The organism is Microvirga sp. TS319 (assembly GCF_041276405.1).
GTDB lineage: Bacteria > Pseudomonadota > Alphaproteobacteria > Rhizobiales > Beijerinckiaceae > Microvirga.
Map to the genome: position 1 here is coordinate 230,450 of NZ_JBGGGT010000001.1, position 12,309 is coordinate 242,758.

Below are 12,309 nucleotides of genomic sequence, written 5' to 3' on the forward strand. Positions count from 1 at the left end.
GGCAAGCAATACGGGTTGCGTTCTCGACGCCGGCCGGTCTCCTGGCTTGCGGGTCATCGCGAGCAATCCGCCTTCCCAAATCCTCTTGCGCTTGTCGCGCCCGAGGGTTCGGTGGCATGAAGGATTGCCGCTTACCGCTCACAGTTGCGGGGGCAGCCACGGATTAGGACCAGGTCCGCACCGTGTTCCCGTTTCACCTCACGATGTGAGGCACCAACGTCGGATCCTCTCTTACGAGCTTGCCCGTTATGCCGCAACTGCGCCTCGATCGGTTTTCCGGATGGATGTGGCCCATCTGCATCGCCTTTGCTTTGGGGGGCGTGGCAGAGGCGCAGCAGCGACCCCGGCATGTGGTCTCTCTCAATCTCTGCACGGACGAGATGCTGCTGGCCTTCGCGGATCGGGGGCAGATCGCTTCTCTGAGCCATCTCGTCATGGATCCGTCGGTCTCGGTCATGGTCGAACAGGCCAGGGGCATCTCCCTCAACGACGGACGGGCGGAGACGATCCTGTTCAGCCGTCCGGATCTCGTGCTGTCAGGGACCTATGGCCAACACAACCAGGCCGCGCTCCTCAAGGCCCAGGGGCTGAAGGTCCTGCCTCTCGGGCCGTGGGCGAGCCTGACGGAGGGGCAGGAGCAGATCCGAGCGATGGCGCGCGCATTGGGACATCCCGAGCGCGGCGAGGACCTGATCACCAGAATCGAAGCCGCGCTTCTCCGGACGAAGGACATCGTCAAGGGCAGGCCCAGCATTCTTGTCTATGACCGGGGCGGGTGGGTTTCTCCGGCGGATTCGCCCATGAACGAGCTCTTGCTGCACATGGGTTTCCGGCTTCATCAGGAGGTCTTGGGAGCGCCCTATGGCGGTGTGGCCCGTCTCGAATCCATCGTCACGTCTCCACCCGATTATCTCGTCGTCGACGAGGAGGCCGGGAGCGCGGTGGACAATGGAACGGCGATCTTCTCTCACCCGGCCCTCATGCATGCCGTGCCGCTCAAGCGCCGCCTCGTGGTTCCGGGCAAGCTCGCGCTCTGTGGCGGACCTTCGACGCCCGCGCTCATCGACGCACTGGCGGCGCAAATCCAGGCGAAGGTGCGCTGAAAGGGCCGACTCAGCCGAGGCGCAGGTTCAGGGGAGGGGCCGGCTTGAGCAGGACCGGGCACCCGGCGGCGACGAGGGCGACGGCATCGCATGCCGCTGCGATCCGCTGATTGAGCCGGCCCTGCTCGTCGCGAAATGCGCGGCCGAGAGCGGTCGCGGGGACAATCCCCTGGCCGACCTCGTTCGAGACGAGGAGAAGGGGACCTTTCAGCGCCTTCAGCTCATCGAGCAGTGCGTCGATCTCATGCTCGGTATTGCGTCCGTCCAGCATGATGTTGGAGAGCCATAGGGTCAGGCAGTCGACGAGCACGACACGATCGGGTGCGGCAGTCGCGCGAATGGCCGAAACGAGGTCGAGCGGTGCCTCCTCCACCTGCCAGGACGCATCGCGCTCGGATTGATGATGCGCGATGCGCTCCCGCATTTCGTCGTCGAAGGCTTGCGCCGTCGCGACGAGAACGCGGGCGGTCGATGCCGCCTCGGCCCATTGCTGGGCGAGCCGGCTCTTGCCTGAGCGTGCGCCGCCCAGGACGAGGACACGGCGGTGAAAGGTCATGTGCGTTTCCGGAGGGTGCAGGTCGTGAGGGTCGTCAGCGCATCGTGCCAAAAAGTGGACCCGGTTTTTCGCAAGAACGATGCGCTCTTCGAGGAGAGAGCATCGGATTCAATCCCAAAAGTGCAAATCCACTTCCCGCGTCCGATGCTCTAGCCCGTCAGGCGATTGAGAGGAAGGGTCATGTGGACGCGCAGGCCTTCGCGCAGCCATTCCTGCTCCAGCGTGCCGCCGAGCTGCCCCGCGATGCTTCTCTGAGAGAGCTGCGTGCCGAAACCTTCGAAATCCGGTTTGCTCTCGACCGTGGGGCCCCCGCCCTCGGTCCAGTGGAGATCGACCGTCTCGTTGTGAACGGTCCATCGGATCGCTAAACGGCCTTCCGGGTTCGAAAGGCAGCCGTATTTGGCGGCATTCGTGGCCAGTTCATGCAGCACCAGCGCAAGACTCGTCGTGGTGTTGGAGCCCACACGAACGCTCGGTCCTTGAATGTCGACCCGGTCAGAGCTGGATTGACGATAAGGCTCGAGCACGGCTTCGCACAGTCGGGCGAGATCGACATCCGTCCCCGATCCTTGTGCGATGGCGGAGGCGGGCTGTACAAGCTCGTGAGCCCGCGAGAGCGCGCTCAGGCGGCCGCGGAGCGCGGTCGCCATCTCCTTCGGATCTTTGGCCGTGCGCGCGGTCATCGAGACCATGCCGTTGGCGATGGCGAACAGGTTCTTGACGCGATGGTTCAACTCACGCGTGAGGAGCTGCTGGGCCTCCTCGAAAGCGTGCCGCTCGGTGATGTCGCTGACCACGCCGGAGAGAATCACGGCATGGGGCTTGTCCCCGTCGACCGCGAAGAAGGCCTGCCCGACCGAGCGGAACCAGCGGAGTTTCCCGTCGGGCAGGATCGCCCGGTACTCGCTCTCGTAATGGCCGTCCCATTGCGGGTCGCAGGCTTTCGCGATGCGGGCCTGCACCTCATCCCGGTCATCGGGGTGAATCATGTCGATGACCTGGCTCAAGGGAAGGTTGAGTGATCCGTCATGCAGGATCCGATAGAGAGCGCAGGTGCCCTCGTCCCAGAGAACCTGCTTCTTCTCCAGATCGATCTGCCATGTGCCGAGATCGGCCGCCTCGAGGGCCAGGCGATAGCGTGTTTCCAGCCTACGGACGGCTTCCTCCGCCCTCTTCTGGGCATCGATATTGGTGCTGGTGCCGAACCAGCGCATCGTGTCGCCGGAAAGGGCCTGGATCGGAACGGCGCGGCTGAGGACCCATTCGTAACGGCCCCCGGCGTTTCGGATCCGGTATTCCCATTCATAGGGTGCCCCGGTCTCGATCGATCGCAGCCATTGCACCCGAACCTCGGGCATGTCCTTGGGATGCACCGCATTGAGCCAGCCGTCTCCCTCGGATTGCTCGGGGGTCAGACCCGTGAATTCATGCCAGCGGCGGTTAAAATAATCGTGTGACCCGTCGGCACGGGCCGACCAGACGAGCTGGGGCAAGGATTCCGCCAGAACGGCAAACTGATTTTCCGCTGCATTGAAATCCACTCGGGTCTCCCTGGGGGCGCGACTTGCCGCCTGTTCTCCTGCCAAAGGGAACTTCATTCTTGAAGGCCTTTTTGATGCTGACAACCTAAATCGTGCTCAATTTGTGATTTTAATGGCGAAAGAGTAGCCCCTGAGGGGAGAAAGGACTAAGAAGCCGCCCGTATCTGGCGCTCCGCAGCCGGAGCGCATAGATGCAGGACAGCCCTTGAACCCTGAAGCGGCATCGGACGCCGAGGCTGGTTGAACCCTTTCATGAACGATATGAGCCCCAATCCGGTTGCCCCGCCGGACATCGCATCTGCCGACGCCCTGCATCCCAAGGAGCGCCGCTCGCGCCGCTTCGCCTGGATCGGCATGGGCGCCAGTGTAATCCTGTTCGGGGCATCCCTTGTCGTTCTTTGGCATATCGTCTCTGAAATCGACGTGAACGAACTGAAGGCCGCCTTCACGGCGGCGAGCTTGCGCCAGATCGGCCTGGCGATTCTTTTCACCACCATCAGCTACAGCCTTCTGACCTGCTATGATGCCATCGCGCTGAGACAGCTCAAGCTCAAGATCCCGTATCGCACCACCGCGATGGCCTCCTTCACGTCCTATGCGGTGAGCTTTACCCTGGGCTTTCCCCTGCTCACGGCCGGCACGGTCCGTTACTGGCTCTATTCTCCCAAAGGAGTGAGTCCGGGACGGGTGGCAAGCCTTACGGTGATCACCGGCGTGACCTTCTGGCTCGGCATGGCCTTGGTCCTGGCCACGAGCATGATCCGGCAGGCGGACGAGCTAGCGAGCCTTGTCTATACCCATATCTGGGTCAATCAGCTGATCGGCCTCGCCGCGGCCGTGTTCGTCCTGGGCTATCTGGTCTGGGTCTCGTTCAAACGCCGGATCGTCCGGATCCAGGGGTGGAAGCTCGAGCTTCCGGGCCTGCGCCTGTCTCTGGCCCAGATCCTGATCGGCGCCTGCGATGTCTGCGCCGGGGCCGGGGTGCTCTTCATCCTTCTGCCCGGAGGGCACGGCCTCGGCTTCGAGACTTTCCTCGCTGTCTATATCTTCGCCGTCATGCTGGGCGTGGCGAGCCATGCGCCCGGCGGCCTCGGCGTCTTCGAGGCCACGATCCTTCTGGCGCTATCGAGCTATCCCCGCGAGCCGGTCCTGGGTGCGCTCCTGCTCTATCGCCTGTGCTACTATCTCGTTCCATTCGTGGTGGCCCTGGCCCTGTTGGGCGCCTATGAAGTCCGCAACCGTCTGAGGTCCTCGCGAGGGGCGTTCAAGCCCGACGAGGAGCTTGCCGAGGAGGGATCGGCCGGGAGATGACTCTTCGGAGCGCGCGTCCTAGCGCGGCCCGCCGGATCCGCTCGCAACGATGCGCTCATCTCGGAAGGGAGCAGCGGATCGAACCCAAAAATGCAAGTCCACTTTTGGGTTCGATGCTGTAGTACCTGACGCGACATCCAGCCGGGGCTCTGCAACATCATGACCGACACCAGTGAGATCAGGCCGGACGGCGGCCCGCCCCACGTGGCAGCGCTGCGCGTGGCGGCCTTCCGAGGAGCCGCCCTGACGAGCCTGGTCCTGAGTGCGGTCGCCCTGTGGCGTGGCTACGGCGACGGCTGGTTCGTCGCGGGCGTCCTCGGGGCCCTCATGCTCAGCGCTGCCGCGGGCGGGCTGCCGCGCAAGCGATTGGGACAAGCTCTGCAGCCGCGTCCAAGATCATCCGCCCACAGCACCATGGCCGAGGCCGTGCTGGCCCACATTCCGGACCCCGTGATCCTGATCGACAGGCGTGCCGTGGTCCTCGAGGCCAACAAGGCAGCCTACAGGCTGCTGCCGGGCCTGAAGGTCGGTCATCCGCTGTCGTTTGCCCTCCGCAGCCCCGATGTGCTCGATGGGATCGAGGAGGTCCTCGAGACGGGGGCCCCGTTACGGGTCGAATATTCCGAACGGGTTCCGACGGAACGGACCTTCGAGGTCCATATCGGGCCCTTGCGTCCGGAGGCTACGGATGTAGGAGTTCGGCCGGGCGTCGTCCTGTTTTTCCGCGATCTCACCTCGGCGAGGCTCCTCGAGGTCATGCGGTCGGATTTCGTGGCCAATGCCAGCCATGAGCTCAGGACCCCTCTGGCATCCCTCCTGGGCTTTATCGAAACCCTCCAGGGACCGGCCCGGGAGGATACCAAGGCGAGGGAGCGCTTCCTCGAAATCATGCGTGTCCAGGCCCAGCGCATGAAACGGCTGATCGATGATCTCCTGTCCCTCTCGCGCATCGAGATGCGGGCCCATGTCTCGCCGACGCAAACCGTCGATCTCGGATCTCTCGTCGCCCCGATGGTCGAGACGTTTTCCCCGGCCGCGAAGGCAAAGGGTGTGGTGATCCGCACGACCCTGCCATCACGGCCGGTTCACGTATTCGGCGATCGGGACGAGCTTTTGCGCGTGATCGAGAACCTGATCGAGAACGCCGTGAAATACGGCGAAAGCGGCGGCGCCGTCGACATTGCCATCGAGAGCACCCAGGCGGATGCAGGCCGTCAGGGCCGCTGCGCGATCCTGTCGGTGCGGGATTACGGGCCCGGGATCCCTCCGGAGCATCTGCCGCGCCTGACGGAGCGTTTCTACCGGGTCGACGCGGCCCAGAGCCGGGACAAGGGCGGTACGGGCTTGGGATTGGCCATCGTCAAGCATATCGTCAACCGCCATCGCGGCGAGCTCGACATTGCGAGCGAGCCGGGGCAGGGCGCCTGTTTCACGGTCAAGCTTCCCGAGGCCCCAACCTTCGATTGATGTTGGATTCCGGGTCTTTGCCGGGGATCCTTTCGGGGTGTCATCTATTTGTCATCCAACCGTCGTAGAGCCGACATGCGTCGGCCCTAGCTGTCCATTCGCGCGGCCCGGAAGCGGTCCTTGAACTGCCTGCCGCGCTTGTATGAACAGGAGATTTACCGTGAAGATCATGTCCTTCGCCATGGCAGCCGGCCTTGCCTTCGCGAGCCTTTCGACTGCAGCGTCCGCTGCCGACATCACCGGCGCAGGCGCGACTTTCCCCTTCCCGGTCTATTCGAAATGGGCTGAAGCCTACAAGAAAGAGACCGGCAACGGCATGAACTATCAATCGATCGGCTCCGGCGGCGGGATCAAGCAGATCCAGGCGAAGACCGTCGATTTCGGCGCCACGGACGCCCCGATGAAGGGGGCCGATCTCGAGAAGAACGAGCTCGTTCAGTTCCCGACCGTGATGGGTGCCGTCGTTCCGGTGGTGAACATCCAGGGCATTCAGGCTGGTCAGATCAAGCTGACGGGACAGGTTCTGGCCGACATCTTCCAGGGCAAGATCGCCAAGTGGAACGATCCCAAGATCGCCCAGCTGAATGCCGGCGTGAATCTCCCCAGCGCCAACATCACCCCGGTCTACCGTTCCGACTCTTCCGGCACGACCAGCGTGTTCAGCACCTACCTCTCCCAAGTGTCCGAGGGTTGGAAGTCGGAGCTCGGCGCCGGCACCACGATCAACTGGCCCGTCGGCCAGGGCGGCAAGGGCAATGAAGGCGTGGCCGCGACCGTGAAGCAGGTTCCGAACTCGATCGGCTATGTGGAATTCGCCTACGCCAAGCAGAACAACATCCCCTACACCCTTCTGCAGAACCAGGCGGGCAAGTATCCGCAGCCGGAGATCAAGTCCTTCCAGGCCGCTGCCGCGAGCGCCAACTGGTCGTCGGCTCCCGGCTTCGGCATCTCGCTGACCAACCAGGCTGGCGACGATGCTTGGCCGATCACGAACCCCACCTTCATCCTGGTCCACAAGACTGCGGAGAAGCCCGAGCAGACCGCCGAGGTTCTGAAGTTCTTCGACTGGGCCTACAAGAACGGCAGCAAGCTCGCTTCCGACCTTGACTACGTGCCGCTTCCCGACAACGTCGTCGAGCAGATCCGCACGTCCTGGGCGAACGACATCAAGGCCGCCTCGGGTCAGCCGGTCTATAAGAAGTAAAGTTGACGGCAGCCTTTGGCTGGAGGAGTAAGACGGATGGCTGTTGTGTCTGGTAAGATTGCCGTATCGAGCATGCCGACCGTCCGCCGCTCCTCATCGACCTTCGACCAGGGCTTCCGGTGGGCCAGTTACGGCTCCGCCCTGGTCGTCCTTGCCGTTCTCGCGGGGATCATCGGCACGATGGTCTATGGCGGGTGGCCTGCCTTCCGGGAGTTCGGCTTCGGATTCATCACATCGAGCGCCTGGAATGTCGGCCAGGACCAGTATGGGGCATGGGTCGCCATCTCCGGCACACTCACGTCGGCCCTCATCGCCCTTGCCATCGGCGTGCCGGTTTCCATCGGCATCGCGGTCTTCCTGACTCAGCTGTGCCCACCCTGGCTTCGCCGTCCGGTCTCGACCGTGATCGAGCTCCTGGCCGCCGTGCCCAGCATCATCTACGGTATGTGGGGCCTCTTCGTCTTCGCTCCGCTGTTCGCGAAATATGTCCAGATTCCCTTGAACTCCATCGTCGAGGGCATGCCGATCCTGGGCACCGTCCTGTATGCCCGCGTTCCGTCCGGCGTCGGCATGCTGACGGCGGGAATCATCCTGGCGATCATGATCATTCCCTTCATCGCCTCGATCACGCGCGACATCCTCGATCAGATCCCGACCGTGCTGCGCGAAAGCGCCTACGGGATCGGCTGCACGACGTGGGAAGTGGTGCGCTACGTTCTGCTTCCGCAGGCGGGCGTCAGCATCATCGGCGCGGTCATGCTGGGCCTCGGCCGCGCTCTCGGCGAGACGATGGCGGTCACTTTCGTGATCGGCAACGCAAATCGCCTGTCGCTGTCGCTTTTTGATCCAAGCTCGACCATCGCGTCCCGCATCGCCAACGAGTTCAACGAGGCGGCGGGGATGCAGATGAACGCCCTGCTCGCGCTGGGATGCATTCTGTTCGTGGTCACGTTCATCGTTCTGGCACTCGCGCGTCTTCTGATCGCCCGTGTGAAGACACGCTAAGGGGATGTCCGATGGATACCGCTCTCTACAAGAATGCCGAGACGGCTTCTCCTACTCCCTGGGGACGCGTTCGGCGTGGCCGTTACATTGCCGACCGCGCGCTGAAGATCATCTGCACGCTCTTCACGCTTCTGGGAGCTTTCGTGCTCGGGTGGATCTTGCTGATGCTGCTGGTGGAAGGCATCGGGGGGCTTTCTCCGGCGGTCTTCACGGAAACCACGCCGGGGCCCGGCACGCAGGGCGGCGGCATTGCCAATGCCATCGTCGGCAGCCTGATCCTGACGCTCCTGGGCATCGTGGTCGCAACGCCCATCGGCGTGCTCGCGGGAACATACCTTGCCGAATACGGCAAGGACTCGACGCTCGCCACCGTGATCCGCTTCGTCAACGACATCCTGCTGGCGGCTCCCAGCATCCTCATCGGCCTTTTCGTCTACATGCTGATGGTGCAGCCGATGGGAGGCTATTCCGGATGGGCCGGAGGAGTGGCGCTTGCAATCATCGCGGTTCCCGTGATCGTGCGCTCGACCGAGGACATGCTGCGGCTCGTGCCCGGCTCCCTTCGTGAGGCCGGAGCAGCGCTGGGCGCGCCCATGTCGACGGTGATCGTCAAGATCAGCTGGAAGGCCGCGCGGGCCGGCATGGTCACCGGCGTGATCCTGGCCACGGCGCGCATTGCGGGCGAAACCGCGCCGCTGCTGTTCACAGCGCTCAACAACACCTTCTGGTTCAGCCCGAGCCTGATGGGCGGCGTCTCCAACCTGCCCGTGACGATCTACCAGTTCGCGCTGGCGCCGTATCAGAACTGGCGCGAGCTCGCCTGGGCCGGCGCCCTCATCATCACCCTGTCCATCCTGGCGCTCTCCATCGTGGCGCGCCTGCTCTTCAAGAAGGATAAAGTCCGATGAGCACGATTGCCGTCAACGCGAGCAGCGCCATCGGGAATGCGGCTGCAGCCGATGCCGATGCTTCGGTCCGCATCGCCGTCAGGAAACTCGACTTCTACTATGGCGATTTCCGTGGCCTGAAAGACATCTCGCTCGACTTCTACGACCGGCAGGTGACGGCGCTCATCGGCCCTTCGGGATGCGGAAAGTCCACGTTGCTGCGGACCTTCAACCGCATCTACAGCCTCTATCCCGAGCAGCGCGCGGAAGGTCAGATCCTGCTCGACGGGCAGAATGTCCTGTCTCCATCCATCGACGTCAACGAGTTGCGGGCCCGTGTCGGCATGGTGTTCCAGAAGCCGACCCCGTTCCCCATGTCGATCTACGACAACATCGCCTTCGGGATCCGCCTTTACGAGAAGCTGCCGAAGAGCGAGCTCGACGGCCGCGTGGAGGGAGCCCTGCGCAAGGCGGCCCTCTGGGACGAGGTGAAGGACAAGCTGCGCCAGTCCGGCATGGGACTCTCCGGCGGCCAGCAGCAGCGCCTTTGCATCGCGCGCGCAATCGCGCAGCGCCCCGAGGTGATCCTGCTCGATGAGCCGACATCCGCGCTGGACCCGATTTCCACGGGCAAGATCGAGGAGCTTATCGAGCAGCTCCGCTCGGAATTCACCATCGTCATCGTCACCCACAACATGCAGCAGGCGGCGCGCATCTCCCAGTTCACGGCCTTCATGTATCTGGGCGAACTCGTGGAGTTCGGTCCGACGACCAAGATGTTCATGAACCCGTCGAAGAAACAGACTCAGGATTACATCACGGGCCGCTTCGGCTGACCGAAGCGCCTCAAGGAGGCATCCCATGGCGGAGCATATCGTCAGCTCCTACGACAACGACCTGCAGGCTCTGCGTCGCCGCATCACCGAGATGGGCGGCATCGCCGAGAAAATGCTCGTGGATTCGATCAGCGCGCTCGTGCGTCACGACACCGCTCTGGCGCAGACCGTCATCGCCTCGGACAAGCGCCTCGATCTGCTCCAGCGCGAGATCGAGGAGAGCGCCATCCTCACCATTGCCCGCCGCCAGCCCCTGGCGGTCGATCTGCGCGAGACCATCTCGGCGATCCGGGTCTCCGGAGATGTGGAGCGCATCGGCGACCTGGCCAAGAACATCGCCAAGCGTGCGCTTGCCATCGGGGGCGACTTCCAGCCGCAGAAGATCGTTCTCGGCCTCCAGCACATGAGCGATCTCGTGCTGGGTCAGCTTAAGGACGTGCTCGACGCGTATGCACAGCAGGACACGGTGCGGGCCCTCGACGTCTGGAAGCGCGATGGCGCCATCGATGCGCTCTATACGTCGCTCTTCCGCGAGCTTCTGACCTACATGATGGAAGATCCCCGCAACATCTCCTTCTGCACGCATCTCCTGTTCTGCGCCAAGAACATCGAGCGGATCGGCGACCACACCACCAACATCGCCGAAACGGTGCATTATCTCGTAACGGGCGAGACCCTCGCCATCGAACGTCCCAAGAACGACCGCTCGATCGATGCGAGCACCGAGGCGGGAGCCTGACGATGGGGCCTCGCGTTCTGATTGTGGAGGATGAGGAGCCGTTGACTCTGCTCCTGCGCTACAATCTCGAGGCCGAAGGCTACGAGGTCGACAGCGTATCGCGGGGGGATGAGGCCGAGATCCGACTTCGCGAGCAGGTGCCGGACATCGTGCTGCTCGACTGGATGCTGCCGGGATTGTCCGGGATCGAACTCTGCCGCCGCATCCGCGTGCGCCCCGAGACCGAGCGCCTGCCGGTCATCATGCTGACGGCGCGTGGTGAGGAGGGCGACCGTATCCGGGGACTGTCCACAGGTGCGGATGATTATATCGTCAAGCCCTTCTCGGTGCCGGAACTGCTCGCACGCGTGCGGGCACTCCTGCGCCGCACGAAGCCGGCTCATATCGCAACGCTCCTACGGGCGGGTGACATGGAACTCGACCGCGAAACCCATCGGGTGCGCCGCTCCGGCAAGGATCTTCATCTGGGTCCCACCGAATTCCGGCTGCTCGAGTTTCTCATGCAGAGCCCGGGGCGCGTCTTTTCCCGCGAGCACCTGCTCAATGCGGTCTGGGGACACGACGTCTATATCGACGAGCGGACAGTGGACGTGCATGTGGGCCGTCTGCGCAAGGCCATTAATCTTCCGCGGTTGCCGGATCCGATCCGGACCGTGCGTGGAGCGGGCTATTCCTTCGACGAGACGTTTGCCCGCGCCGATCAGGCCGCGAACGCGTCAGGCTGATCCTTCACGGGAAAGACGGAAAAGGGCCGCGCTGAGAAGATCAGCGCGGCCCTTTTCTTGAAAACTCGGTTTTATCCGATGCTCCGTTCTATAGTGGGAGCATCGCGTTGATCCCAAAAGCGCAAGTCCACTTTTGGGTCCGGTGCTCTAGGCGCGGGCGAGCTTACGCTCACGCTTGCGATCGGCCACGGGCTGATAGGCGATGCGGGCGTGGTGGGTGCAATAGGGCAGTCCCGTAATGGAACGGGCGCCGCAGAAACGGAACTCCGGCTTCGTCGGATCGCCCATCGGCCAGCGGCACATGGACTCGCGCAGATCCATGATGGTGACGCGCTCGGACATCGGGATCGCCACGTCGTCCTCTTCGATCATCTCCACCGGGGCCTGCGGGGCAGGCTGGAGCGAGATAGGCGCCAGGACCACGTTGCTGTGGGCCGGAGGCGCAATTGGGGCCGGCGCGCTGGGAGCGCGCGTCACCTTCCGGGCGCGAGGCGCGGCCGAGACGGGCTTCACGTCCTTGGCGCGGCCGGAGAGGCCGAGGCGATGAACCTTGCCGATCACCGCGTTGCGGGTCACGTTTCCGAGTTCGGCGGCGATCTGGCTCGCGCTCAAGCCGTCGGTCCAGAGCTTCTTGAGAAGCTCGACCCGCTCATCCGTCCAAGTTGCGCCCGCATCTGTCATTTTTAAAACCTGCCTCCTCGTGGCTGCTTCTTTGAACCCGGAATCCCCTGTACCTCGCGGACAGAAAATTGATGTCCGACCGCGTTGGCAGGGTCGCTCCTGAGGGTGAAAGCCGCCGCACGAATGCTGTACTCGACTGACCCGAAGTTACAGGATGGGCGGACTCGGGCGCAAGAGTCCCCGTCCACCCCCCGCCGTTTTCCCCAAGGAACTCTCCCGACGCATGGTATGGACTGTCGCATTTCGCCGGTTCC

General features: G+C 63.5%; 12 protein-coding genes and 1 riboswitch. Of the genes, 9 read left to right on the plus strand and 3 right to left on the minus strand.

Annotation, left to right across the window (positions count from 1 at the left end; translation table 11 throughout):
* Positions 1-13 precede the first annotated feature (13 nt).
* Positions 14-233, minus strand: a riboswitch (cobalamin riboswitch).
* 15 nt (positions 234-248) lie between these two features.
* Complete coding sequence (locus tag AB8841_RS01010) at positions 249-1,103, plus strand: ABC transporter substrate-binding protein (RefSeq protein ID WP_370434027.1); 855 nt, start codon at positions 249-251, stop codon at positions 1,101-1,103.
* Between the two features lie 10 nt (positions 1,104-1,113).
* Here the strand turns inward: AB8841_RS01010 and cobU are convergent, their stop codons facing one another.
* Both cobU and AB8841_RS01020 read right to left on the minus strand, forming a co-directional pair.
* Positions 1,114-1,659 (minus strand): bifunctional adenosylcobinamide kinase/adenosylcobinamide-phosphate guanylyltransferase, encoded by a 546-nt coding sequence (cobU, locus tag AB8841_RS01015; protein WP_370434028.1) that lies wholly within the window; start codon positions 1,657-1,659, stop codon positions 1,114-1,116.
* Between the two features lie 149 nt (positions 1,660-1,808).
* A complete protein-coding gene (locus tag AB8841_RS01020; protein WP_370434029.1) occupies positions 1,809-3,200 on the minus strand; it encodes a sensor histidine kinase in 1,392 nt (463 codons plus the stop codon).
* A gap of 252 nt (positions 3,201-3,452) precedes the next feature.
* Here AB8841_RS01020 and AB8841_RS01025 point away from each other — a divergent pair, with 252 nt between their 5' ends.
* The 8 genes from AB8841_RS01025 to phoB all read left to right on the plus strand — a co-directional run bounded on the left by AB8841_RS01025 (position 3,453) and on the right by phoB (position 11,374).
* Positions 3,453-4,511 (plus strand): lysylphosphatidylglycerol synthase domain-containing protein, encoded by a 1,059-nt coding sequence (locus tag AB8841_RS01025; protein ID WP_370434030.1) that lies wholly within the window; start codon positions 3,453-3,455, stop codon positions 4,509-4,511.
* A 159-nt stretch (positions 4,512-4,670) separates the two neighbouring features.
* Entirely contained in the window at positions 4,671-5,978 is a 1,308-nt protein-coding gene (locus AB8841_RS01030; RefSeq protein WP_370434031.1) for an ATP-binding protein, read from the plus strand.
* Between the two features lie 169 nt (positions 5,979-6,147).
* Positions 6,148-7,182 (plus strand): phosphate ABC transporter substrate-binding protein PstS, encoded by a 1,035-nt coding sequence (gene pstS / locus AB8841_RS01035; protein WP_370435499.1) that lies wholly within the window; start codon positions 6,148-6,150, stop codon positions 7,180-7,182.
* Positions 7,183-7,218: 36 nt separating this feature from the next.
* Positions 7,219-8,187: a phosphate ABC transporter permease subunit PstC gene (pstC, locus tag AB8841_RS01040; RefSeq protein ID WP_370434032.1), complete on the plus strand. Its 969-nt coding sequence runs from the start codon at positions 7,219-7,221 to the stop codon at positions 8,185-8,187.
* Between the two features lie 11 nt (positions 8,188-8,198).
* Positions 8,199-9,095, plus strand: a complete 897-nt coding sequence (gene pstA, locus AB8841_RS01045; RefSeq protein ID WP_370434033.1) for a phosphate ABC transporter permease PstA — start codon at positions 8,199-8,201, stop codon at positions 9,093-9,095.
* A complete protein-coding gene (gene pstB, locus AB8841_RS01050; protein WP_370434034.1) occupies positions 9,092-9,910 on the plus strand; it encodes a phosphate ABC transporter ATP-binding protein PstB in 819 nt (272 codons plus the stop codon). The genes pstA and pstB overlap by 4 nt, the downstream gene beginning before the upstream one ends.
* A gap of 25 nt (positions 9,911-9,935) precedes the next feature.
* Positions 9,936-10,649, plus strand: a complete 714-nt coding sequence (gene phoU, locus AB8841_RS01055; protein ID WP_370434035.1) for a phosphate signaling complex protein PhoU — start codon at positions 9,936-9,938, stop codon at positions 10,647-10,649.
* Positions 10,650-10,651: 2 nt separating this feature from the next.
* Positions 10,652-11,374, plus strand: coding sequence for a phosphate regulon transcriptional regulator PhoB (gene phoB / locus AB8841_RS01060; RefSeq protein WP_370434036.1), 723 nt, complete (start codon positions 10,652-10,654; stop codon positions 11,372-11,374).
* Between the two features lie 147 nt (positions 11,375-11,521).
* Here phoB and AB8841_RS01065 read toward each other — a convergent pair whose 3' ends face one another.
* A complete protein-coding gene (locus tag AB8841_RS01065; protein ID WP_370434037.1) occupies positions 11,522-12,055 on the minus strand; it encodes a GcrA family cell cycle regulator in 534 nt (177 codons plus the stop codon).
* Positions 12,056-12,309 lie beyond the last annotated feature (254 nt).